Raw genomic sequence first — 20,698 nt, 5'->3', positions numbered from 1 at the left:
GGCGACACGGGGGATCGTCCGAGGCGGGCGGCACCACCCGGTGGTTGCCTCGGGCTACGTGGCCAGGTCCAGCACCGGCCGCAGTCCCGCCGGGCGCTCGGCCACCGGCAAGTGGTCGACGAAGTGCACCCCGCACCCGAGTGCCGCCGCGCCACCGTCCGCGCTCCGGTCGTCGCCGACCATCAGTGTCCGCTCCGGCTCCACGCCCAGCGCCGCGCAGGCGACGCCGAACAGCCGGGCGTCGGGCTTGCGGATGCCGTGCTCGTACGACAGGACGTACGTGTCCACATACCGGTCGAGGCCGTGTGCGCGGAAGACCGGCCGCAGGTCCCAGCCGATGTTGCTGACCACCCCCACGGCGATTCCGCGCCCGCGCAACGCGCTCAGCACCTCGGCGGCGTCGGTGTAGGGACTCCACGCGTCCGGCGACATGTGCCGCTCGTACAGCACGTCGTGCAGGCCCGGGTCCGGCAGCGGCACCTGCCGGGAGAGCCCGGTGTACGCGGCCCGGTGCAGCGCGGAGCTGTGGTCGCGGACCTCCCACACCCCGGCGAGTTCCTCCGGAACCCGTAGCGGCGGTGCGCCGCCGGGCAGCGCTCCCACCCGCTCGAGAGCCTCGGCCTTCTCGGCCAGCTCCGGCGCGGCGAGCTCCAGTCCGGCACCGTCGAGCGCCGCGCGCAGGCAGGCTTCGGTGGATTCGATCCGGAACAGGGTCCCGGAGAAGTCGAACAGAACGGCGGTCATGGCCGGATCCTAGGGGGCGAAGGACGCGGCGGGCGCGGTGCCGCGGTGCGGGCGGAACCCGGCCCGGCAGGCCGGCGCGCCGCTCACGGATGCCCGCGCCGGTGCACCAGCACCGCGAGCGCCACGACCAGACCGCCCAGGAGCCAGCCGCCGAGCACGTCCGTGGCCCAGTGGACGCCGAGCCACACCCGGGTCACGCCGACCCCGGCCACGGAGACCACGGCGACGGCCAGACCGGTACGGCGCAGGGCGGGCCCGGTGCCGTAGTGGTGGAGCAGCCACACCAGCAGGCCGCACACGAACGTCGCGGTCATGGCGTGCCCGGAGGGGAAGGCCGCGTAGTGCGCGGAGTCCACGGGGTCCGGCCAGACCGGGCGGGGGCGGTCCACCGCAGCCTTGAGGGCCTGTTGCAGCAGGCTGCCCAGCAGACACGTCGCTCCCAGCCACACGGCCGTCCACCGGTCCGACCGGCGCCACCACAGCCACAGCACCACCACCGCGCACAGCAGGCGCATCGTCCAGGTGTCCCACACCCAGTCGGTGAGGATCCGCATGGCGTGGGTGAGGCCGCCTTCCTCGACGGCCCAGCGGTGGGTCGTGCCGGCGATGTCCTCGTCCAGCCGCACCAACGGACGCCATTCGACGGCCACCAGGGTGAGCAGGAGCGCGGAGCACACGGCCAGCACCCAGGTGACGCGGAGGGCGGTGCGTGGCTGCGGCGGGGCGGGCGGGGAGTCGACCGGCGGCGTCTGCATGCTGCGATCCTCGCCGAATGAGTGGCTCCGGGGCCAATGCCGTGGCGGGAAAGGGGCTAGCCCAACGCCCGCAGCCCCGGCGCGAACGCCAGCAGGACCGGGACCACCGGTACCAGTGCGGCCGCCGCGGTCAGCCGCAGCCTGCGGGCCGCCGTCAGCCGGTTCGGCGGGGTGAGCAGGCGGTGCACCCGCTGCGGGACGTCGGCCCGGGCGGTCGGGCACGGACCGAAGACGCCGCGGTCCTCGTTGAGTTCGACCAGGGCCAGGGCGGTCGTCAGGCGGCCGAAACGGCGGGAGGCCACGTCGTCGGCGGCGAGTTCGACCAGGCGGTGCATCTCGTCGCGGAACCCGGCGAAGACCGGAACCTGCGGGAACCCGTCCGCCAGCGCGGCGGAGCAGTGCAGCAGCCAGTCGTGCCGCGCCTGCGCGTGGCCCTTCTCGTGGGCGAGCACCGCGTCCAGTTGCCGCCCCTTCAGGCGGCGCAGGGCGGCGGTGGTGACCACCAGCTGCGGGGGAGAGCCGGGCAGCCACCAGGCGTCCGGCCGCTCGCCCTCCAGTACGACGAGCCGACCCGGGCCGGGCTCCTCGCCCGGCAGCAGCGGAGCGCGGTGCCGGAGTTCCGCGCGGCGCAGCCGACGCCGGGCGCGGGCCCGTGCCACCTCCCGGGCCAGCATCAGCGCGCTCCACAGTCCGCCGCAGGCCAGCGTGACGGCCGTCGTGTCCGCCCAGAGCCCGGACGTGCCCAGGGCGTAGGCCTCGACCACCGGACCGGGAGCGGTCGCGAAGACGGGCCCGCCCACCGCGTGCCAGGCCGCCGCCGCGCTCAGCGTCATCGACAGCGCGCAGCACACGATCACCGCCGCCACCGCGCACTGCCAGACCCACAGGGCGACCACCGGTTCGCGATCCGGCCAGTCCGCCCGGGCGAGCAGCCTGGGGGCGAGCACGGCGGTCAGCGCACCGAGCAGCAGCAGTGCCGCGGGGAGAATCATGGGGGGCAGCCTATGAGCGGCGTGCCGTCGGCAGTACGGGCCGACGCGCAAAGTGACGCAGGCAACGATTGCGCGCGGCGAACGCCGGGCAGCCCGGCCCCGCCGTGGTGAGCGTCGGGCAGCCCGGCCCCGCCGTGGTGAGCGTCGGGCACTCGACCCGCCGTGGTGAGCGTCGGGCACTCGACCCGCCGTGGTGAGCGCCGGGCACTCGACCCGGCCGCGGTGAACGTCGGGCACCCGACCCGCCGCGGTGAACGTCGGGCCCCTGACCCCGCCGTGGTGAGCGCCGGGCCCCCGACCCGCCGTGGTGAACGCTGGGCCCCGACCCGCCGCGGGGAACGCCGAGCAGCCCCGCGCCCCGCAGCCCGTGCCCCTCCGGTCCCGCCGGTGTCACAGGGGGAGCAGCATGGCCAGCATCGCGATCGCCATGGAGAGCCGGCAGGCCCGCGCCAGCTCCGGCCGGTCGCCCCACCCGGCCGCCGCACGGCCGTCTGCCCCCACATGGCCGTCGGCCCCCGCGCCGCCCCCCGCCACCGCCACGACGGGTATCAGACGGACGCCGGTCAGCAGCACGTATCCCGTGAAGTAGAGCAGCAGCGCCCCGGTCAGCACCGGTGTGCCCGACGCGCCGTGCGCGTGCCCGTGGGCGGGGGAGGCGGCCATCACCACCGCCATGTAGACCATCGCCGCGGCGCCCACCACGTGGTGCAGATGGTGGCGCCCCGACCGGGCCGCCCACAACGCCCGCAGCCCTGCGGCGCCGAACACCACCGCGTAGGCGGGCCAGACCCAGCCCGGCGGGGAGAAGACCGCCGCGGGCACGGCCATGGCGGCCATGCCGAACCCCATGAGGGCCTCGCCGCCCGCGGCCCCGCGCTGCTCCTCGACGCCGCTGCGCATCCGCAGCAGGCAGTAGGCACCGGTCGCCGCGCACAGCGCGACCAGCAGCCATCCGGGTGACACCGGTCCGTGCACACGCACCTCCCCGTTCGGCGGTCCACGGTCTGTCAAGAACTGCCCGGACCGTGCGGCGCGCACGCGAGCGCAAGGGTGTACGCGGGGGCATCCGGGGGAGCGCGCGCCCTCACCGCGGTGGATCGTCGCTGGTCGGTGATGTGGGACGGCACACTCGCGTATTTGATTTACAGATAAAACACTTGTTAATCTTATGTCCATGAGCAGTGCGACCCCCACCGCCGGCACCTCCCCGGCCCGACGTCTGTCCCTGGCAGGCGTGCTGCGCCTGCGCCGGCCCTCCGAGATCTGGTTCAAGCCCGCTCTGAGTTCGGTCGCCGCCGTCGCCCCTCCCAACCTCCTCCTGCTGGCGCTCGGCCGGCTCGACCTGGCGATGTACACCATGGCCGGGTCCCTGTGCGCGCTCTACGCCCACAACCGCCCCTACGCCGCCCGCGCCCGCACCCTGGCGTGGGTGGTGCTCGGCATGCTCGGCGGCCTCGCCGTCGCCCTGGTCACCGCCTCGCTCACCCGGAACGCCGTCGTCCTCGTCACCGTCGGCGCGCTGCTGGCCGCCGTGCAGAAGGCCCTGTGCGACGCCACCCGCGTCGGCCCGCCGGGCAACGTGGTCCTGACCTTCATCAGCTCCGCCACCCTTTTCGTCCCGCAGACCCTCGGTCAGGTCCCCGGCCACCTGGCACTGGCCGCCGCCGCGGGCGTCTGGGCCTGGCTCGTCGGCATGGCACCCGCCCCGGTCCGTCCGCACGGCCCGGAACGCCGGGCCACCGCCCAGGCCCTGAACGCGGCGGCCGCGTACGCCGTCGCCTCCCGCGGCACCGGAGAGGGCAGCACGGGACGGGGCGCCGCCCACGCCGACGCCCACGCCGACGCCCACGCCTCCGCCCGCGCCGCCGGGTACGCCGCCGTACAGGCCGCCTGGCAGACGCTGCTGGCCCTGCCGTCCACGGGCGCCCGCGCCACCACCCGGCATGCCCTGGAACGCCTCGTCGTCCGCGCCGAGGTCGCCCTCGCCGCCCCCGCCGACACCGACCCGGAGCGGCTGCGCGCCTGGGCCCACGCCCTGCGCGGCGGCGGCCGGATCCCCCGCACCGGCGACGCCCCGGGGGACACCGACGAACTCCTCGGCGTGGACGCCGAACTCGCTGCCCGCCCCGCGCCCCTGTGGCAGCGGCTCGGCCCGCTGACGCCGATCGCCGCCCGCACCGCCCTCGGCTGCGCGCTGGCCGGGTACGCCTCCCTCGCCCTCGGTATCGGCCGCCCCTACTGGGCCCTGGTCACCGCCGCCGCGCTCTACCAGGCCAACGTCACCCTGACCTGGAGCCGGGCCGTGCAGCGCGTGGTCGGCAACCTCGCCGGAGTGCTGCTCTTCGCCGCCATAGCCCCGCTCGCCCACCTCGGGCAGGTGCTGCTCGTCCTGTGCTGCCTCGCCCTCAACTTCGGCGCCGAGGCACTCATCACCCGCAACTACTGGCTCGGCAGCGTGTGCGTGACCCCGATGGCCCTGCTCGTCACCGAGTTCGCCGGGTACCAGGCCCCCGGCGACCTGATGACCGAGCGGGCCGTGGACACCGTCGTCGGCGCCCTGGTCGGCTTCCTCGCCGCCGTCGTCGTCACCAACCGGCGCGCCGGGAACCGCGTCGAACAGGCGGTGACCGCGGCCGACCGGGCCCGGGAGCGCGCCGCGCGCCTCCTCGCCGAGCCCGCCCCCGCCCCCGGCGCCCTGGAGGCCGCGCGCCGTGGCCTGGCCGCCGCGCTGACCGACCTGCGGGCCACCGCCGAGGGGGCGGCCGGTGAATGGTGGGGACGCGCACTGCCCCAGGAGAGGGTCGTGCTCGCCGAGCAGGCCGGACACCGTACGCTCGCCGAGGCGGTGCGACGCCAGGCAACGCGTCCGGACCGGGGCGCGAGCACGAGAACGGAGGACGTACGGCCATGACCGCAACCGACGGGGGAGCGCACGACGGGGTAGCGCACGACGGGGCAGCCGGGCCCGGGTCCGGTGACGGCGGGACGGGGCCGGGCGGGGACACCGTGGCCGCGGTCGTACGTCAGTGGCGTGCCGTCCACCCGGACCTGGACACCGGGCCGATGGAGATCATCGGCCGGATCAACCGCTGCGCCGCGCTCCTCCAGCAGGCCGAGGACGCGCCGCTGCGCCGGGCGGGCCTCAGCCGTGCCGAGTTCGACCTGCTCGGCGCGCTGCGCCGCACCGGGCACGAGCTGACTCCCGGGGAACTGGCCCGGGAGACCTTCTCCTCCGGCGCGGCCGTGACCAAGCGCCTCAAGCAGCTCACCGAGCGCGGCCTCGTCGAGCGGCGCGGCGACACCCGCGACCGCCGGGTCGCGCACGTCCGCCTCACGGACGCCGGACGCGACCTCGTCGACGGCATCCTGCCCGAGCAGCTCGCCTACGAGTCGGCCGTCCTGTCCGGCGTGGCCGGGTCGCGGCAGGGGGAGCTGGCGGCGCTCCTCGGGGGGCTCCTCGGCCAGCTGGAGGGCCGTCTGGACGCGCTGCGGGCCTGAGCGGGCCGGGAACGGCGCGGCCTTCCGCGCACCGGGCGGATCAGCGCTCGTCGCCCGCCCGGTACACGCCGAACATCGCGCCCTGCGGGTCCCGCAGCACCGCGATGCGGGGCCCGTCGGGCACGGAGGTCGGCTCCATGAGCACGGTGCCGCCGCCGTCCGTCGTGTCGACCGCGACGGTGTTCACGTCCGCCACCGCGAAGTACGGCAGCCAGTGCGCCGGGACCTCGTGCGGGAATTTGTCGTCCATCGTCACCATGCCGCCGAAGTCCGCCCCGTCGATCCCCCACTGCGGATAGCGGTCCGAGGCGCCGACGCTCCAGCCGAACACCGTCGTGTAGAAGTCGGCGGCCCGGTCGGGCTCCCGGGTCAGCAGCTCCACCCAGCCCAGCGAGCCGGGCGCGTTGAACAGTCCGGCCCCGGGGAACGAGCGTCCCTGCCACAACTGGAACACCGCCCCGGTCGGATCGGCGGCCACCGCCAACCGGCCCGAGTCGAAGACGTCCGCGGGCCCCTGGAGGGCCACCCCGCCGGCCGCCGTCACCTGCCGTACGGCCGCGTCCGCGTCGCGCACGGCGAACGACACGTTCCACGCCACCGGCTGCCCCTGCTGGTACAGCGGAGTCAGGGCGGCGACCGGCGTGTCGTCGATCCGGGCGATGGTGTAGCCGCCCGCCTGCTGCCGCGGGTCCGTCTCGGGATACCAGCCGAACAGCTTGGTGTAGAACCGCTTGGCGGTCTCGAGGTCGGTGGTCCCCAGCTCCGCCCAGCAGGGCCCGCCGGTCACCGGTTCGTGGAGCTTCATCGTGCTGGCGTCCTTCCGCCGGGGCCGCAGACCGTCCGTCCCCCTCCAGCACGCTAAGGCCGGGCCGGGACCGCGGCCATCCGGCACGTACGCGCCCCGGTCGCGGCGCCCGTCCGCCCGGTCAGATCCCGGGCCGGTAGCGCAGCGGATGCTCCGCGGGCACCTCCACCAGTACGATCCGGGTGCCGTCCGGGTCCGCGATCCACATCTCCACCAGCCCCCACGGCTCCTTGACCGGCGGTCGCACGATCTCGACGCCCTTGGCGCCCAGTTCCTCGTGGGCCGCCGCCGCGTCCTCGACCTGGATCCACAGGGCGAGCCCGGGGGTGAGGGGAGCGTCGGAGCGCCCGGAGACCTCCAGGAAGCCGTTGCCGAGGAAGTAGACGGTGCCCCGCTCGGGACCCGTGCCGAACTCCCGGTGGACGGCGAGACCGAGCTGCTCTCCGTAGAACGCGCGGGAGCGGTCGGGGTCGGTGGGGCGGAGCAGGGTCCGGCTGCTGAGTACGTGCACCATGCGTCCCGAGCCTAGTGGCGGCCTTCGGCGGCGTTACGCTCATCGGTGCCCGCGCCGGGCCCAGAACGAACCGGAGAAGCCCCATGGACACCGCCGACAGCCCGCTGACCTACCGCGACGCCACCGACGCCGACGTGGACGCGCTCGTGGCGCTCATAGAGTCCGCGTACCGGGGCGACTCCAGCCGGGCCGGGTGGACCACCGAGGCGGACATCCTCCAGGGGCAGCGCACCGACCCGCAGGGTGTGCTGGAGGTCGTCAAGGCGCCGGACAGCAGGCTGCTGACGGTGGAGCGGGACGGCCGGATCGTGGCCTGCTGCCAGCTGGAGCACCGCGGGGCGCACGCCTACTTCGGGATGTTCGCCGTCAGCCCGGCGCTCCAGGGCGGGGGACTGGGCAAGGCGATCATCGCGGAGGCGGAGCGGCGGGCCCGCGCGACGTGGGGTGTCACGGAGATGCACATGACCGTGATCTCCGTGCGCGAGGACCTCATCGCCTGGTACGAGCGCCGTGGCTACCGCCGTACGGGAGAGACGACCCCCTTCCCGTACGGCGACGAGCGCTTCGGCATCCCGCAGCGCGACGACCTCCGGTTCGAGCTGCTGGTCAAGCCCCTGGTGTGAGCCTCAGGCCGTGAAGCGCCCGGTGCGCTTGATCTCCGGGTAGTCGGTCGTCGCGCCGTCCAGGCCCAGGGCGCGCACCAGGCGCAGGTGGTCCTGGGTGTTCACGGTCCAGCAGAAGACCCGCAGTCCCGCCTTGCGGGCCTTCCGCACGATCTCCAGCGTCACCCTGTTGATGTCCAGGCACAGGGTCCTGGCGCCCGCCTCCACGGCGCGGTCCACGACCTCGGGGCCGTAGTACTGCGCGACCAGGGCGGTCCGCACCCCCGGCACCAGCCGGGCGATCTCGACGATGGCCTCGTCGTGGAACGAGATCACCTCCACCCGGTCCACCAGGTCCCGCCGGAGCATCACGTCGGCGAGGAGGCGCGCGGCCGCCGCGTCCTTGATCTCGGCCTGCAAGGGCACCGAGACGGCGTCCAGCACCTCCTCGAAGACCGGGATCCGCTCCCCGCGGCCGGCGTCCAGGGCGCGCAGTTCCTCAAGGGTCTTGTCGGCGATCGCGCCGGTGCCGTCGGTGGTGCGGTCCACGTCCGCGTCGTGCATGACGACGAGCGCGCCGTCCTTGCTCAGGTGCAGGTCCAGTTCGACGACGTCGAGGCCGGCCTGCTCGGCGGCGACGAAGGAGCGCAGGGTGTTCTCGGGTTCGACACCCATCGCTCCGCGGTGACCGATGGTGAGGAAGTTCAAGGCTCGACTCGCTTCCGTCGACGTCGGCGTGGCAGGGCGGCAGCCTAACGGCCCTGCCGGACCGTTTCCCCCGTGCCGCGCCGGGTATACGAATCCGGCGCTCGACAGGAAAAAGTGCGGCGCAGCCCGGGGTGAGGCAGGATAATTTACGGAGTCGCCCCTTGATTGGAGAAACGTCGTATGCGTACGGTGTCTTGACGCAAGCTTCTCCCGTGGAGGATGGGACATGACGGAAATTCTTGTGCAGGTGGGTGTGGAGGGCGACGTTCCTCCGGCGAGCAGGGTGGTGGAACACCCGGCGTGGCCCGTGCTCAAGGATGCCGTGGAGCGGATCCGGCCATGGCAGTCCAAGGACGGGTCGATCGACTTCGACGCCGAGGGCGCCCCCGAGCGGTCCGCCGCCGAGGACGCCGTACGCCGCGTCACCGAGGCCGTGCGCGAGCTGTCCCCCCTGCTGCCGCACGACCACGCCTACCACGAGGCCCTGGTGACCGACCTCGCCCGCTGGGCCGACGGCGGCTTCGAGGTGCCCGACTTCCTCGACTCGCTGCTGGCCTTCCAGCCCGCCGCGAACCGCGCGGACGGCCTCCAGCACCTGGTCGTCTTCCCGATGTACACGCAGAACGGCAACCCGGACCGCAACCTCGAAGCGGTCGTGCTGCGCATGGTCTGGCCCGACTGGCTGGCGGAGCTGGAGCGCACCCGCTACGACAACCCGCTGTTCTGCGGCATCACCTTCGAGGACTTCACAGCCGGCTACGACACCAACTCGGCCGTCCTCTTCCCGGAGACCATCGCCGTGCGCGAGGCTCCCGAGCGCTTCTCCTGGGGCGGTATCTTCTGCGACCGCGAGGCCGCCCGCTTCCGCCGGGTCACCGACGCCGCCGTGGACCTGCTGGGCCTGGAGCTGCCCGAGGACGTCGCGGCGCTGGTCGACGACCAGAAGCGCTGCGAGGAGGCGTTCGTGCTGTGGGACATGGTCCACGACCGCACCCACAGCCACGGCGACCTGCCCTTCGACCCGTTCATGATCAAGCAGCGCCAGCCGTTCTGGATGTACGGCCTGGAGGAGCTGCGCTGCGATCTCACCGCCTTCAAGGAGGCCGTGAAGCTGGAGGCGGACGGCGTCCCGCAGGCCCGCGACGTGCAGTACGCGGTGCTCTTCGACCGCATGTTCCGCTTCCCGGTGACCGGCGAGCGCGTGCGCAACTACGACGGTCTCGGCGGCCAGCTCCTCTTCGCCTACCTGCACAAGCACGACGTCGTCCGCTGGACCGACAACAAGCTCTTCATCGACTGGCAGCGCGCCCCGCAGGTCACCAACCAGCTGTGCGCCGACATCGAGAAGCTCTACCGCGACGGCATCGACCGCCCGAAGATCGTCCACTGGTTCGCCGGCTACGAGCTGGTCTCCACCTACCTCGCCCCGCACCCGGGCTCGAAGTGGGCCAAGGGCCCCGACGCCCTGGATCTGACCCTGCCGCCGCGCAAACTCGTCGACGACGTGCTTCCGGACGAGTTTCCGCTGAGCATGTTCTACGAGGCCCTGTCCAAGAAGCTGAAGAAGGTGATCGCCTCGACCCGGGGCATCACCGCGGCCGCGGACGGCGCCGAGCGGGCCGCCGCGTGAGCGACGGCGGCGGCACGCGGGAAGATGTACGGCAGACACAGGCTCAGCAGGCTCGGGAGGCGAGGACCATGGGGAACGGGGCGCTCGACGGCGCGGTGATCGCGGTGGCCGGGGCGGGCGGACCCGCCGGACGGGCCGCGCTGCTGCGGCTCGCCGAGGCGGGTGCGACCGTCGTCGGCGCGGACAACGACCCGGAGCGGCTGGCCGAGGCGGTGGACGCGGCGCGCTACGCGCACGGCGGCGCCACCGTCACCGGCGAGAGCGTCGACCTGCTGGACCTGGACTCCACCCGGGCCTGGGCCGACCGCACCGAGAAGGAGTTCGGCCAGGTCGACGGCATGGTCCACCTCGTGGGCGGCTGGCGCGGCAGCAAGACCTTCACCAAGACCGAACTCGGCGACTGGGACCTCCTGGAAAAGCTGCTCATCCGCACCGTGCAGCACACCTCCCTCGCCTTCCACGAGGCGCTCCAGCGCAGCGACCGCGGTCGCTACGTCCTGATCAGCGCCGCCGGCGCGTCCAGCCCCACCGCGGGCAACGCCGCCTACTCGGCCGCCAAGGCCGCCGCCGAGGCGTGGACGCTGGCCATGGCGGACTACTTCCGCAAGGCGGGGGGCGAGCAGGGACCGACGTCGGCGGCTGCGATCCTGGTGGTCAAGGCGTTGGTGCACGACGCGATGCGCGCCGAGCGCCCCAACGCGAAGTTCGCGGGCTTCACGGACGTGCGTGACCTCGCCGAGGCCGTCGCCGGTGTCTGGGACAAGCCCGCCGCGGAAGTGAACGGAAACCGTCTGTGGCTGACCGAGAAGCCGTGAACCCCCCGAAGACCGACGCGCGTCGCCATCACGACCCCGAGGTCCGCGGTTTCGCCAGTGACAACTACGCCGGGGCCCACCCGGAGGTGCTCGCGGCCCTGGCCCTGGCCAACGGCGGGCACCAGGTCGCGTACGGCGAGGACGACTACACCGCCAACCTCCAGCGCGTGATCCGCGGCCACTTCGGCTCCGGCGCCGAGGCGTTCCCGGTCTTCAACGGCACCGGCGCCAACGTCGTCGCGCTCCAGGCGGTCACCGACCGCTGGGGCGCCGTGATCAGCGCCGAGAGCGCCCACATCAACGTCGACGAGGGCGGCGCCCCCGAGCGCATGGGCGGCCTCAAGCTGCTCACCGTCCCCACCCCCGACGGCAAGCTCACCCCCGAGCTGATCGACCGCCAGGCGTACGGCTGGGACGACGAGCACCGGGCGATGCCGCAGGTCGTCTCGATCACCCAGAGCACCGAGCTGGGCACCCTCTACACGCCCGACGAGATCCGCGCCGTCTGCGAGCACGCCCACGCGCACGGCATGAAGGTGCACCTGGACGGCTCCCGGATAGCCAACGCCGCCGCCTCGCTGGACGTCCCCATGCGCACGTTCACCAACGCGGTCGGCGTCGACCTGCTCTCGCTCGGCGGCACCAAGAACGGGGCGCTGTTCGGCGAGGCGGTCGTGGTGCTGAACCAGGACGCGGTGCGCCACATGAAGCACCTGCGCAAGCTGTCCATGCAGCTCGCCTCCAAGATGCGCTTCGTGTCCGTGCAGCTGGAGGCGCTCCTGGCCAAGGACCTGTGGCTGCGCAACGCCCGGCACTCCAACGAGATGGCCCAGCGACTGGCCGAGGGCGTGCGCGCCGTGCACGGCGTGGAGATCCTCTACCCGGTGCAGGCCAACGCGGTCTTCGCCCGGCTGCCGCACGAGGTGAGCGAGCGCCTGCAGAAGCGGTTCCGCTTCTACTTCTGGGACGAGGCCGCCGGCGACGTGCGCTGGATGTGCGCCTTCGACACCACCGAGGACGATGTCGACGCGTTCGTGGCCGCCCTGAAGGAGGAGATGGCGCGCTGACGGCAGCACCTCCCGGCGTTGCATAGGTATGCGGTCACTTGAAAAGTCATTGACTGACGGGTGATCGCTTTCCTATGCTCTGCGGGCATGGAGCTGATCCAGAAGACCCCCGACCTGTCCGCCTATCTGGCTGCCGACGAGGCCGTCGACCATGACCATCCGCGCGTGCGGGAGGTGGCCGGCGGACTCGCCAGACACGCGGAGGATTCGTATGCCTATGCGCGACTGGCCTTCGAGTTCGTGCGCGACACCATCCCGCACTCACAGGACTCCGGGGACCCGCGCGTCACCTGGCGGGCCTCCGACGTCCTGGAGCAGCGCACCGGCATCTGCTACGCCATGGCCCACGCCCTGGCCGCGCTGCTGCGGGCCGAGGACATCCCCACCGCGCTGTGCTACCAGCGGTTCGACGTGGTGCACGGGCTGGTCGCCGTACGCCTCGACGGTGCCTGGCACCGGCAGGATCCGCGCGGGAACAAGCCCGGCGTGGACGCGCGGTTCTCTCTGGGCAGGGAGCAACTGGCCTTCACGCCGGACCACGCGGCGGGCGAGGCGGACTACCCGGAGCTGTACGCGGCGCCGCATCCCGCCGTCCTGGACGTCCTCAAGGCGGCCACCGACCGCCCGCACCTGTGGGAGACCCTCCCCACCGCGCTCTGAAACGCCCGGCTCAGTGCGCCTGGGCGGTGCGCAGCTGCTCGGGCGTCGGGGCCGTGCCGCCGAGATGGGCCGGCATCCACCAGGTGTCGTCGGCTCCCTTGGGGCGCACGGGGTAGGCGCGCTGCGCGGCCTCCAGCAGCTCCTGCACCCGCTCGCGCAGCCGCCGGGTGATGGCACCCGCGTACTGCTCGCGCGGCGCCTCCATCGCCTCGCCGACCCGGATGGTGATGGGGGTGTGGCTGCGCTTGAAGTTGCGCGGGTGGCCCTTGGTCCACAGCCGCTGGGTACCCCACAGCGCCATGGGGACCAGCGGGACGCCCGCCTCCTGCGCGAGCCGCGCGGCACCCGACTTGAAGCTCTTCAGGGTGAACGACTCGGAGATCGTCGCCTCGGGGAAGACCCCGACGATCTCGCCGGACTTCAGCGAGTCCAGGGCGTGCGCGTAGGCCGCCTCGCCCTGCTTGCGGTCGACCGGGATGTGCTTCATCCCGCGCATCAGCGGACCGGAGATCCGGTGCCGGAAGACCGACTCCTTCGCCATGAAGCGCACCAGCCGCTTCTGCGGCAGCGCGGCCAGGCCGTCGAAGATGAAGTCCAGGTAGCTGATGTGGTTGCTCACCAGTACGGCGCCGCCCGTGCGCGGGATGTTCTCCGACCCACGGCAGTCGATCTTGAGGTCCCACACCTTGAACATGGTGCGGGCGAGACCGATGACCGGACGGTAGACGAGTTCTGCCATGGGCGGGTCGGACCCTTCCTTGTCAGCCTGGGAAGGGAAACTCCCAGTCGAAAGTTACGCAGCCGTAGGTTTGCGGCTTGTCGCAGATCGTGCCCCAAGAACGGCCGGTGTACCAGCCTTGGTGCCCGTGCGCGGCGAGATCCTCATCACTTGCCGGGCCCTCGCGTGGCCGAAATGCGCCGGTGGGCGGGAATCTCCGCGGCTCCGCGGACGCTGCACCTTCGGAGTACCGAACCGGTGGCGTGCGGAGTACACGCCGCCATGAGTGCCGCGGTGGCGGCGGAACGGGGGCGCGCTGGTGCGCGGGCAGGACGACGGCAACGGGCCGGGGGCCACCGCCGTACGGGTCGACGCGGCCGATCTCGGTGCGGAGCTGGGCTCCCGCGCGACGCTCGTACAGTTCTCCAGTGCCTTCTGCGCGCCCTGCCGGGCCACCCGGCGGGTACTGGGCGAGGTGGCCGGCCTGGTCCCCGGTGTCGCCCACGTCGAGATCGACGCCGAGGGGCACCTCGAACTGGTCCGCGCCCTCGACGTGCTCAAGACCCCCACCGTGCTGGTCCTGGATGCCGACGGCCGCGTCGTGCGGCGTGCCACCGGTCAGCCGCGCAGGGCGGACGTGATCGCCGCGCTGGGAGAGGCGGTGTGACAAGCGCCACGCCAGTGGTGAGGTCTTCTCCACAGCCCCCACATCCCGGGACGTAATTGACTGTGTGTGCCACCCGTCGTCAGCCTGCCCCCATGCCCCGCTCGCCGTTTCCGGGACCGAGGCGCAACGCAGAAGGACCACCCCGCATGACGGTCACACCCGACCTGGCCGCACCCCGGCCCGCCACCGACGACCTGCTGCGGTCCGTCTTCCGGCGGCACGCGGCGGGCGTCGCCGTGATCACCGCGCGGGGCCCCGGCGGCCCGGTCGGTTTCACGGCCACGTCCCTCACCTCCGTCTCCGCCCGCCCGCCGCTGCTCTCCTTCGGCATCGGCACCGGCTCGTCGAGCTGGCCCGCGGTGTCCGAGGCGGAGTACGTGGGCGTCCACGTGCTCGGCGAGCACCAGGAGGAGCTGGCGGCCACCTTCGCCCGCAGCGGCGCCGACCGCTTCGCCGCGCCCACCGCCTGGCGGGAGGGGCCCGAGGGTGTGCCGGTGCTGGACGGCGTGCTCGCCTGGCTCGTGTGCCGGGTGGTCGGCCGGGTGCCCGCGGGGGACCATCGGATCGTGCTGGCGGAAGTCCTCCTCGGCGACCCCGCCGGAGCCGGCGAGCCGCTGCTGTACCACCAGGGGCGTTACCGGGGTCTGCGCGACTGACCGGTCAGCGGGACGGCTGCTGCGAAGGCGTCGGGTTCCGGTTACGCTGCGTTGCGAAGGTCACAGTTCAAAGCGCTTGCTTAGCGGGCAGGAACTGGGTGTACTGACGAGTAATATTCCGGGCGGAGCGCAGGCCGCCCCGACCGGGATCGGCCGCTTGGGGCGCCTATGCTGCCTGCAAGAGGCAGCACTGAAATGTCGACGCAGTAGGAGAGCCGGCGTGAGCTTGAGGATCGTTGTCACTGTGAAGTACGTGCCCGACGCCACCGGCGACCGGCACTTCGCCGATGACCTGACCGTCGACCGGGACGACGTGGACGGTCTGCTCTCCGAGCTGGACGAGTACGCGGTCGAGCAGGCGCTGCAGATCTCGGAGAATTCGGACGACGACGTCGAGGTCACCGTCCTGACGGTGGGCCCCGAGGACGCCAAGGACGCCCTGCGCAAGGCGCTGTCCATGGGCGCGGACAAGGCGATCCACGTCGAGGACGACGACCTGCACGGCACCGACGCCATCGGCACCTCCCTGGTCCTGGCCAAGGCCGTCGAGAAGGCCGGCTACGACCTGGTCGTCTCCGGCATGGCCTCCACCGACGGCACCATGGGCGTCGTCCCCGCGCTGCTCGCGGAGCGCCTGGGCGTGCCGCAGGTGACGCTGCTGTCCGAGGTCTCGGTCGAGGGCGGCACGGTCAAGGGCCGCCGGGACGGCGACTCCGCCACGGAGCAGCTGGAGGCGTCCCTGCCGGCGGTCGTGTCGGTCACCGACCAGTCGGGCGAGGCGCGTTACCCCTCCTTCAAGGGCATCATGGCGGCCAAGAAGAAGCCGGTTCAGTCCTGGGACCTCTCCGACCTCGACATCGACGAGGACGAGGTCGGTCTGGAGAACGCCTACACGGTCGTGGAGTCGGCCGCCGAGCGTCCGGCGCGCACCGCGGGCACGATCGTCAAGGACGAGGGCGAGGGCGGCAAGCAGCTCGCCGAGTTCCTCGCGGGCCAGAAGTTCATCTGAGGGCCCGCCGCCCCCACCGCCCCTCATCTTTCGCAAGCAGGAGAGAAGAAGTCCCATGGCTGAAGTTCTCGTCTACGTCGATCACGTGGACGGTGCCGTCCGCAAGCCGACCCTGGAGCTGCTGACCCTGGCCCGCCGCGTCGGCGAGCCGGTGGCCGTCGCGCTGGGCAACGGCGCCGGTGACACCGCCGCCGTCCTCGCCGAGCACGGCGCGGTGAAGGTCCTCACCCACGAGGCCGCCGAGTACGCCGACTACCTGGTCGTGCCGAAGGTCGACGCCCTCCAGGCCGCCGTCGCCGCCGTCTCCCCGGCCGCCGTGCTGGTCCCGTCCTCCGCCGAGGGCAAGGAGATCGCCGCCCGCCTGGCGCTGCGCCTGGGCTCGGGCATCATCACCGACGCCGTCGACCTGGAGGCCGGCGACGAGGGCCCGGTGGCCACCCAGTCGGTGTTCGCCGCCGCCTTCACCACCAAGTCCCGCGTCTCCAAGGGCACCCCGGTCATCACGGTCAAGCCGAACTCGGCCGCCGTCGAGGCCGCTCCGGCCGCCGGCGCGGTCGAGGCCCTGTCGGTCACCTTCTCCGCCGCCGCCACCGGTACCAAGGTCACCTCGCGCACGCCGCGCGAGTCGACCGGCCGCCCGGAGCTGACCGAGGCCGCGATCGTCGTCTCCGGCGGCCGCGGCGTCAACGGCGCGGAGAACTTCGCGATCATCGAGGCGCTCGCCGACTCGCTCGGCGCGGCCGTCGGTGCCTCGCGCGCCGCGGTGGACGCGGGCTGGTACCCGCACACCAACCAGGTCGGCCAGACCGGCAAGTCCGTCTCCCCGCAGCTGTACATCGCCTCCGGCATCTCCGGCGCGATCCAGCACCGCGCGGGCATGCAGACCTCGAAGACGATCGTGGCGATCAACAAGGACGCCGAGGCCCCGATCTTCGACCTGGTCGACTACGGCGTCGTCGGCGACCTCTTCGACGTCGTCCCGCAGCTCACCGAGGAAGTCAGGACCCGCAAGGGCTGAACCTCCCCGCCGCACCGCACACCGAGGCCCCCGCGACGTCCACGGACGTCGCGGGGGCCTAGGCGTGCGCGCAGGATGGTGTTGACCCGCGAGGGACCGGCAGATAACTTCACTCTACGGATAACTGATTCCGGTCAGCGGAAAAATGAACAGCAGGAATGAACACCAGGAGGGTGTCGAATGGGTCAGCAGGAGAAGGTGGCAACGAGCCTCGCGGGCGCCGTCGGCGAGGAGATCAGTGCCTCCCTCGCACCGGTCGACGCGGAGCTGGAGCGCCGCTACCCCGGAGACCCGGGCACCCGCCAGCCCGTCCACACCGTCTACGTCCCCGGCGACGTCTTCGCCGCCGACGCGATCCGCTCCTGGGGCGACAAGGCGCTGGCCGCGCTCGACGAACACGCCCCGGACGCCGCGTCCTTCGCCGCCGTCCTCGGCCTCGCCGACGACCTCGCCGAGCCCGTGTACACCCGCGTACGCGCCAAACTGGAGCGCGAGCCGATCGAAGACCTGCGCGTCGACTTCGAGGACGGCTACGGCAACCGTACGGACGCCGAGGAGGACGAGGCGGCCGCCCGCGCCGCCCGCCTGATCGCCGAGGCGTACGAGCAGGGCACGGCCGCCCCGTACATGGGCATCCGCATGAAGTGCATGGAGGCTCCCGTGCGCGCCCGGGGCATCCGCACCCTCGATGTCTTCCTCAGCGGCCTGATGGAGGCCGGCGGCCTGCCCGACGGACTGGTCCTCACCCTCCCCAAGGTGACCTACCCCGAGCAGGTCACCGCCATGGTGCGGCTCCTGGAGGCCTTCGAGAAGGCGCGCGGCCTCACGCCCGGCCGGATCGGCTTCGAGATCCAGATCGAGACCAGCCAGTCCATCCTCGCGGCCGACGGCACCGCCACCGTCGCCCGGATGATCCAGGCCGCCGAGGGGCGCGCCACCGGCCTGCACTACGGCACCTTCGACTACAGCGCCTGCCTCGGCGTCTCCGCCGCCCACCAGGCCAGCGACCACCCGGCCGCCGACCACGCCAAGGCGGTCATGCAGGTCGCCGCCGCCGGCACCGGCGTTCGGGTCTCGGACGGCTCCACCAACGTCCTGCCGGTCGGCCCCACGGCGCAGGTCCACGACGCCTGGCGGCTGCACTACGGCCTCACCCGCCGCGCCCTGGCCCGCGCCTACTACCAGGGCTGGGACATGCACCCCGGCCACATCCCCACCCGGTACGCGGCCGTCTTCGCCTTCTACCGCGAGGGCTTCGAGCAGGCCGCCGCCCGCCTCGCCCGCTACGCCAACCGCACCGGCGGCGACGTCATGGACGAGCCCGCCACCGCCAAGGCGCTCAGCGGCTACCTGCTGCGCGGCCTGGACTGCGGCGCCCTCGACATCGGCGAGGTCGCCCGGCTGACCGGCCTCACCCGAGCCGACCTGGAGGGCTTCTCCGGCCCGCGGCGCGGCGACCTCACGGCATCGGCGCAGTAGGGTCCGCCGACGGCGTCCGGCCCCCGGCGAAGGGATCCTCCGGCCCGGAGCCCACGTACCGCTCCAGGCCGGACGCCGTCACCCGCTCCTCCTCGGCGAACAGCCGCGTCCCGCGGTCGCACAGCCGCCGGTCCGCCCGCGCCCGCGCGCTGAACTCCTCGGGCGTCGTCCCGAACAGCTCCCGCAGCCGGGCCGACCCGTGCAGCAACTCGGTGATCAGGGGCCGTTGCGCCCCCGGATGCCGCCGCGGCGCGCCGGTGCCGTCGTGCAGGACGCCGTGGCGGTTGACGTACGCGTACGCGCCGGCCAGCACCGAGCCGTCCCCCGGCTCGACGCGTACGTCGGGCGCGGGCAGCCAGACCCGGTCGAAGTTGCCGCCCGCCATCGGGACGCCCTCGCTCGCGTCGATCACCGCGAGCTGCTCGGCGTCGAGCCACAGGACGAACAGCTCCCGTACGGTGCCGGGGGCGCCCACCGGCGACGCGGACACGTAGCCCATGCGGCTCACGTGCGCGGAGACGCCGATGTCCAGTCCGGTGACCCGGGACCTCACCATCGGGATCGGCGAGTCGATCCCGAACTCGGCCATCTTGTGCCGCAGCTGGCCGGGGCTCGCGTTGGAGCCGATCGCCAGCACCGGGACCCGGCCGTCGCCCTCCTCGTACACCGCCCGGTCCAGCGGCAGCAGCCGGTCCCCGTCCAGCAGCCCGGACTCCCGCGGCCACGCACCCGGGTACAGCAGCGGCTCCTCGCGCGGCACCCCGGCCAGCCCGAGCGCATCCAGCGTGCGGTCCTGGCCGGGCGGCCGCGCGGGTCCACGGCCCTCGCTCACTGGTGGCGACACGGTGTGCTTCCTCCCGGGGGTGACAGGGGTGGGCGGGGCGCTGTGACCGGACACGCGCGTGGTGGCGGCCGGCGGGCGTGCGGCACCCTGCGGGCCCGACCGCGGCGCGTCGGCCGGACGTCGGAGCCGAGGGCCGTGCGGGACGTGGGTGCGGGACGCCCGTGCGGGGCCGCGCGCCTCCGCCGACCGGATCGGACGCCGGACGGACCCGGTGCCGTATGGTCCCGGTGCCGTATGGCCGCCGGTCCGCGCGTCCCGATCAGTCCGACGGCGGCAGCTCGCCCGAGCCCCGGGTGACCAGCCTGGTCGGCAGTTCGATGCGGTCGGGGGCGAGGAGGGAGCCGTCCAGCTGGCGGAAGAGCCGCTCGGCGGCGGTGCGGCCGAGGGCGGCCGCGTCCTGCGCGACCACGGTGACGCCCGGCCGGAGCAGGTCGGCCAGCTCGATGTCGTCGAAACCGACCAGGGCGACGCCCCGGGTGTGCTCGGCCAGCACCCGGATCACGGTGACCGTCACCCGGTTGTTGCCGGTGAAGATCGCGGTGACCGGCTGCGGGTCGGCGAGCATCTCCTCGGCCGCCCGGCGCACCCGCACGGGATCGGTGACACCCAGGGACATCCAGGAGTCCTTGACCGGTATGCCCGCGTCCTCCATCGCCGCCCGGTAGCCGCGCAGCCGCTCGGCGGCGGTGTGGATGCGGGGCATGTCGCCGATGAAGCCGATCCTGCGGTGCCCGTGCGCGATCAGGTGGGCCACCCCGTCGCGGGCACCGCCGAAGTTGTCGGAGACCACCACGTCCGCGTCGATCCGACCCGCCGGACGGTCCACGAACACCGTGGCGACGCCCGCCTTCAGCTCGGGCTCCAGATACCGGTGGTCGTCCCCGGCGGGGATCACCACGAGACCGTCCACGCGCCGCGCGCACAGGGCGAGCACCAGCTCCTGCTCGCGGTCCGGGTCCTCCGCGCTGGACCCGTTGATCAACAGGGCGCCGTGGGCGCGGGCCACCTCCTCCACGGCGCGGCTGAGCGGCCCGTAGAACGGGTCCGCCAGATCCTCCAGGACCAGGCCGATGCTCGCGGTGCGGCCCTTGCGCAGCACCCGCGCGCTGTCGTTGCGACGGAAGCCCAGCGCGTCGATGGCCTCTTGGACGCGCCGCTCGGTCTCCGGGGTGACGCCGGGCTCCCCGTTGACCACCCGGGAGACGGTCTTGAGGCCGACCCCGGCCCGGGCGGCGACGTCCTTCATGGTCGGGCGATTGCCGTAACGGTTCCCGGGGAGGCGGTCTGCGCGGCGGGTCGTGTCGGGCACGATGCGGTGTCCTGTCCTGTCGTCCACGGGAATGCGTCGGCTCCTGTAGTCCAGGGGGATGTGTCGGTCATGGGCTTGTATGAGGATGTGGCGTCGAGCATAGAGCCTGGACAACGTTGTCAGATGCGGGAGACACTGTCCATCGCACTCTCCGGTCCTCGTCCCCACCGTGGGACCGGTCGCTGCGCGCTCTTGTGTACGGCATTTT

At 73.1% G+C, this 20,698-nt stretch carries 22 protein-coding genes; 12 read left to right on the top strand and 10 right to left on the bottom strand.

The window, feature by feature from the left end; translation table 11 throughout:
- Positions 1-54: 54 nt before the first annotated feature.
- The 4 genes from ACFV9J_RS06780 to ACFV9J_RS06765 all read right to left on the bottom strand — a co-directional run bounded on the left by ACFV9J_RS06780 (position 55) and on the right by ACFV9J_RS06765 (position 3,466).
- On the bottom strand, positions 55-744 hold the full coding sequence (locus tag ACFV9J_RS06780) for an HAD family hydrolase (protein ID WP_385350849.1): 690 nt from the start codon (positions 742-744) through the stop codon (positions 55-57).
- Between the two features lie 83 nt (positions 745-827).
- Positions 828-1,499 carry a phosphatase PAP2 family protein gene (locus ACFV9J_RS06775; RefSeq protein WP_385350846.1) on the bottom strand — a complete coding sequence of 224 codons (672 nt, stop codon included), beginning with the start codon at positions 1,497-1,499 and terminating at the stop codon, positions 828-830.
- A 56-nt stretch (positions 1,500-1,555) separates the two neighbouring features.
- Positions 1,556-2,491, bottom strand: a complete 936-nt coding sequence (locus ACFV9J_RS06770) for a M56 family metallopeptidase (RefSeq protein ID WP_385350843.1) — start codon at positions 2,489-2,491, stop codon at positions 1,556-1,558.
- Between the two features lie 390 nt (positions 2,492-2,881).
- On the bottom strand, positions 2,882-3,466 hold the full coding sequence (locus ACFV9J_RS06765) for a DUF5134 domain-containing protein (protein ID WP_385350841.1): 585 nt from the start codon (positions 3,464-3,466) through the stop codon (positions 2,882-2,884).
- Between the two features lie 199 nt (positions 3,467-3,665).
- Here ACFV9J_RS06765 and ACFV9J_RS06760 point away from each other — a divergent pair, with 199 nt between their 5' ends.
- Positions 3,666-5,402 carry an FUSC family protein gene (locus ACFV9J_RS06760; RefSeq protein ID WP_385350839.1) on the top strand — a complete coding sequence of 579 codons (1,737 nt, stop codon included), beginning with the start codon at positions 3,666-3,668 and terminating at the stop codon, positions 5,400-5,402.
- Entirely contained in the window at positions 5,399-5,989 is a 591-nt protein-coding gene (locus ACFV9J_RS06755) for a MarR family winged helix-turn-helix transcriptional regulator (protein ID WP_385350836.1), read from the top strand. The genes ACFV9J_RS06760 and ACFV9J_RS06755 overlap by 4 nt, the downstream gene beginning before the upstream one ends.
- Positions 5,990-6,029: 40 nt before the next feature.
- On the opposite strand, the gene ACFV9J_RS06750 is transcribed toward ACFV9J_RS06755, so the two are convergent.
- Both ACFV9J_RS06750 and ACFV9J_RS06745 read right to left on the bottom strand, forming a co-directional pair.
- The gene (locus ACFV9J_RS06750; protein ID WP_385350834.1) at positions 6,030-6,794 is read right to left on the bottom strand and encodes a VOC family protein; all 765 of its coding nucleotides are present in this window, start codon (positions 6,792-6,794) and stop codon (positions 6,030-6,032) included.
- A gap of 121 nt (positions 6,795-6,915) precedes the next feature.
- Positions 6,916-7,308 (bottom strand): VOC family protein, encoded by a 393-nt coding sequence (locus ACFV9J_RS06745; RefSeq protein WP_385350831.1) that lies wholly within the window; start codon positions 7,306-7,308, stop codon positions 6,916-6,918.
- Between the two features lie 83 nt (positions 7,309-7,391).
- Here ACFV9J_RS06745 and ACFV9J_RS06740 point away from each other — a divergent pair, with 83 nt between their 5' ends.
- Entirely contained in the window at positions 7,392-7,931 is a 540-nt protein-coding gene (locus ACFV9J_RS06740; protein ID WP_385350828.1) for a GNAT family N-acetyltransferase, read from the top strand.
- A 3-nt stretch (positions 7,932-7,934) separates the two neighbouring features.
- Here the strand turns inward: ACFV9J_RS06740 and ACFV9J_RS06735 are convergent, their stop codons facing one another.
- Positions 7,935-8,618: a glycerophosphodiester phosphodiesterase gene (locus tag ACFV9J_RS06735; RefSeq protein WP_385350825.1), complete on the bottom strand. Its 684-nt coding sequence runs from the start codon at positions 8,616-8,618 to the stop codon at positions 7,935-7,937.
- A gap of 226 nt (positions 8,619-8,844) precedes the next feature.
- On the opposite strand from ACFV9J_RS06735, the gene ACFV9J_RS06730 reads away from it, so the two are divergent.
- The 4 genes from ACFV9J_RS06730 (at position 8,845) to ACFV9J_RS06715 (ending at position 12,790) form a co-directional block, all read left to right on the top strand.
- Positions 8,845-10,248, top strand: a complete 1,404-nt coding sequence (locus tag ACFV9J_RS06730; RefSeq protein WP_385350822.1) for a DUF6421 family protein — start codon at positions 8,845-8,847, stop codon at positions 10,246-10,248.
- Positions 10,249-10,316: 68 nt separating this feature from the next.
- Entirely contained in the window at positions 10,317-11,063 is a 747-nt protein-coding gene (locus tag ACFV9J_RS06725; RefSeq protein ID WP_385350819.1) for an SDR family NAD(P)-dependent oxidoreductase, read from the top strand.
- Positions 11,060-12,130: a threonine aldolase family protein gene (locus ACFV9J_RS06720; protein ID WP_385350816.1), complete on the top strand. Its 1,071-nt coding sequence runs from the start codon at positions 11,060-11,062 to the stop codon at positions 12,128-12,130. Before ACFV9J_RS06725 ends, ACFV9J_RS06720 begins: the two co-directional genes overlap by 4 nt.
- A gap of 87 nt (positions 12,131-12,217) precedes the next feature.
- Positions 12,218-12,790, top strand: a complete 573-nt coding sequence (locus tag ACFV9J_RS06715) for a transglutaminase domain-containing protein (protein ID WP_385350813.1) — start codon at positions 12,218-12,220, stop codon at positions 12,788-12,790.
- 10 nt (positions 12,791-12,800) lie between these two features.
- Here ACFV9J_RS06715 and ACFV9J_RS06710 read toward each other — a convergent pair whose 3' ends face one another.
- Positions 12,801-13,529: a lysophospholipid acyltransferase family protein gene (locus tag ACFV9J_RS06710; RefSeq protein WP_385350810.1), complete on the bottom strand. Its 729-nt coding sequence runs from the start codon at positions 13,527-13,529 to the stop codon at positions 12,801-12,803.
- A gap of 265 nt (positions 13,530-13,794) precedes the next feature.
- Here ACFV9J_RS06710 and ACFV9J_RS06705 point away from each other — a divergent pair, with 265 nt between their 5' ends.
- The 5 genes from ACFV9J_RS06705 (at position 13,795) to ACFV9J_RS06685 (ending at position 18,337) form a co-directional block, all read left to right on the top strand.
- Entirely contained in the window at positions 13,795-14,175 is a 381-nt protein-coding gene (locus ACFV9J_RS06705) for a TlpA family protein disulfide reductase (protein WP_385350807.1), read from the top strand.
- A gap of 146 nt (positions 14,176-14,321) precedes the next feature.
- Entirely contained in the window at positions 14,322-14,831 is a 510-nt protein-coding gene (locus ACFV9J_RS06700; protein ID WP_385350805.1) for a flavin reductase family protein, read from the top strand.
- Positions 14,832-15,051: 220 nt separating this feature from the next.
- Positions 15,052-15,840 (top strand): electron transfer flavoprotein subunit beta/FixA family protein, encoded by a 789-nt coding sequence (locus ACFV9J_RS06695; RefSeq protein ID WP_385350802.1) that lies wholly within the window; start codon positions 15,052-15,054, stop codon positions 15,838-15,840.
- A gap of 55 nt (positions 15,841-15,895) precedes the next feature.
- The gene (locus tag ACFV9J_RS06690) at positions 15,896-16,858 is read left to right on the top strand and encodes an electron transfer flavoprotein subunit alpha/FixB family protein (RefSeq protein ID WP_385350799.1); all 963 of its coding nucleotides are present in this window, start codon (positions 15,896-15,898) and stop codon (positions 16,856-16,858) included.
- A gap of 180 nt (positions 16,859-17,038) precedes the next feature.
- Complete coding sequence (locus tag ACFV9J_RS06685) at positions 17,039-18,337, top strand: DUF6986 family protein (protein ID WP_385350797.1); 1,299 nt, start codon at positions 17,039-17,041, stop codon at positions 18,335-18,337.
- Here ACFV9J_RS06685 and ACFV9J_RS06680 read toward each other — a convergent pair.
- Both ACFV9J_RS06680 and ACFV9J_RS06675 read right to left on the bottom strand, forming a co-directional pair.
- Complete coding sequence (locus ACFV9J_RS06680; RefSeq protein ID WP_385350794.1) at positions 18,318-19,181, bottom strand: hypothetical protein; 864 nt, start codon at positions 19,179-19,181, stop codon at positions 18,318-18,320. The genes ACFV9J_RS06685 and ACFV9J_RS06680 overlap by 20 nt on opposite strands.
- A gap of 259 nt (positions 19,182-19,440) precedes the next feature.
- Positions 19,441-20,517: a LacI family DNA-binding transcriptional regulator gene (locus ACFV9J_RS06675; RefSeq protein WP_385350791.1), complete on the bottom strand. Its 1,077-nt coding sequence runs from the start codon at positions 20,515-20,517 to the stop codon at positions 19,441-19,443.
- Positions 20,518-20,698: the final 181 nt, after the last annotated feature.

It is taken from the genome of Streptomyces sp. NPDC059906 (assembly GCF_042730645.1).
GTDB classification, from domain to species: Bacteria; Actinomycetota; Actinomycetes; order Streptomycetales; family Streptomycetaceae; genus Streptomyces; species Streptomyces rubrogriseus.
The sequence above is the reverse complement of the archived record's forward strand: the minus strand, read 5'-3'. Positions and strand labels throughout refer to the sequence as shown.

Excerpts from the sequence above, each read along its gene's own strand:
- ACFV9J_RS06740 (WP_385350828.1), top strand. The coding sequence starts at position 7,392 with ATGGACACCGCCGACAGCCCGCTGACCTACCGCGACGCCACCGACGCC.
- ACFV9J_RS06755 (WP_385350836.1), top strand. The coding sequence starts at position 5,399 with ATGACCGCAACCGACGGGGGAGCGCACGACGGGGTAGCGCACGACGGG.
- ACFV9J_RS06725 (WP_385350819.1), top strand. The coding sequence starts at position 10,317 with ATGGGGAACGGGGCGCTCGACGGCGCGGTGATCGCGGTGGCCGGGGCG.
- ACFV9J_RS06710 (WP_385350810.1), bottom strand. The coding sequence starts at position 13,529 with ATGGCAGAACTCGTCTACCGTCCGGTCATCGGTCTCGCCCGCACCATG.
- ACFV9J_RS06770 (WP_385350843.1), bottom strand. The coding sequence starts at position 2,491 with ATGATTCTCCCCGCGGCACTGCTGCTGCTCGGTGCGCTGACCGCCGTG.
- ACFV9J_RS06760 (WP_385350839.1), top strand. The coding sequence starts at position 3,666 with ATGAGCAGTGCGACCCCCACCGCCGGCACCTCCCCGGCCCGACGTCTG.
- ACFV9J_RS06690 (WP_385350799.1), top strand. The coding sequence starts at position 15,896 with ATGGCTGAAGTTCTCGTCTACGTCGATCACGTGGACGGTGCCGTCCGC.
- ACFV9J_RS06700 (WP_385350805.1), top strand. The coding sequence starts at position 14,322 with ATGACGGTCACACCCGACCTGGCCGCACCCCGGCCCGCCACCGACGAC.
- ACFV9J_RS06775 (WP_385350846.1), bottom strand. The coding sequence starts at position 1,499 with ATGCAGACGCCGCCGGTCGACTCCCCGCCCGCCCCGCCGCAGCCACGC.
- ACFV9J_RS06780 (WP_385350849.1), bottom strand. The coding sequence starts at position 744 with ATGACCGCCGTTCTGTTCGACTTCTCCGGGACCCTGTTCCGGATCGAA.
- ACFV9J_RS06685 (WP_385350797.1), top strand. The coding sequence starts at position 17,039 with ATGGGTCAGCAGGAGAAGGTGGCAACGAGCCTCGCGGGCGCCGTCGGC.
- ACFV9J_RS06750 (WP_385350834.1), bottom strand. The coding sequence starts at position 6,794 with ATGAAGCTCCACGAACCGGTGACCGGCGGGCCCTGCTGGGCGGAGCTG.
- ACFV9J_RS06730 (WP_385350822.1), top strand. The coding sequence starts at position 8,845 with ATGACGGAAATTCTTGTGCAGGTGGGTGTGGAGGGCGACGTTCCTCCG.
- ACFV9J_RS06715 (WP_385350813.1), top strand. The coding sequence starts at position 12,218 with ATGGAGCTGATCCAGAAGACCCCCGACCTGTCCGCCTATCTGGCTGCC.
- ACFV9J_RS06745 (WP_385350831.1), bottom strand. The coding sequence starts at position 7,308 with ATGGTGCACGTACTCAGCAGCCGGACCCTGCTCCGCCCCACCGACCCC.